Origin of the sequence: Propioniciclava soli, from assembly GCF_014858005.1 — a bacterium.
Taxonomy (GTDB): Bacteria; Actinomycetota; Actinomycetes; order Propionibacteriales; family Propionibacteriaceae; genus Propioniciclava; species Propioniciclava soli.
In genome coordinates, this window is sequence record NZ_JACYOT010000053.1 from 1 (window position 1) to 563 (window position 563).

Below are 563 nucleotides of genomic sequence, written 5' to 3' on the forward strand. Positions count from 1 at the left end.
GGCCCTCGGCGAGGACGGCGTCGTTGGCGGTGTTCCACGACACCGCGAGGGCTTCGGCGATCCGGGCGACGGTCAAGTGTGCGACCACGAGGCCTTCCAGCGCCCACCGCAACGCGCGGCGGGACAGCTTGGAGCGTGGTTCGGCAGCCTTGCCCATGTCCTGGCGCCACACGTGTCCACACTCACCACAGCGGTAACGGCGCAGCGTCACCACCAAGACGGTCGGTCGCCAGCCGAACGGCTCGTGGGCCAACCGGCGGGTGACCGTGTCGCGCGGGGTCCCCTCGCACCCGCACCGGCGGCACCACCGGTCATCATCAACGACCCGGCACGCCAGCACGGCCCGCTCACGTTCCACGTGTTGACCAACGGCTTCCAGGCCGAGCTCGTCGAGGCGGGTGAACGTAGTCAGGTCGGGACGAACGAAGGTAGCGTTGAACACGTCGAGGTCTTTCGGATGGAAGGCGTAGGAACCTCCATCATCGGAAGACCTCGACCCTCACCACGGCACCGACGCGCCGTCCGCCCTCACCTCGCCGCTACACCCTCAACTGTGATGAGCC

1 pseudogene is annotated in these 563 nt (G+C 68.2%); it reads right to left on the reverse strand.

From position 1 onward, the window contains the following. A pseudogene (locus IFY26_RS17545) lies at nucleotides 1–442 on the reverse strand (ISL3 family transposase); the annotation flags it as partial. Nucleotides 443–563: the final 121 nt, after the last annotated feature.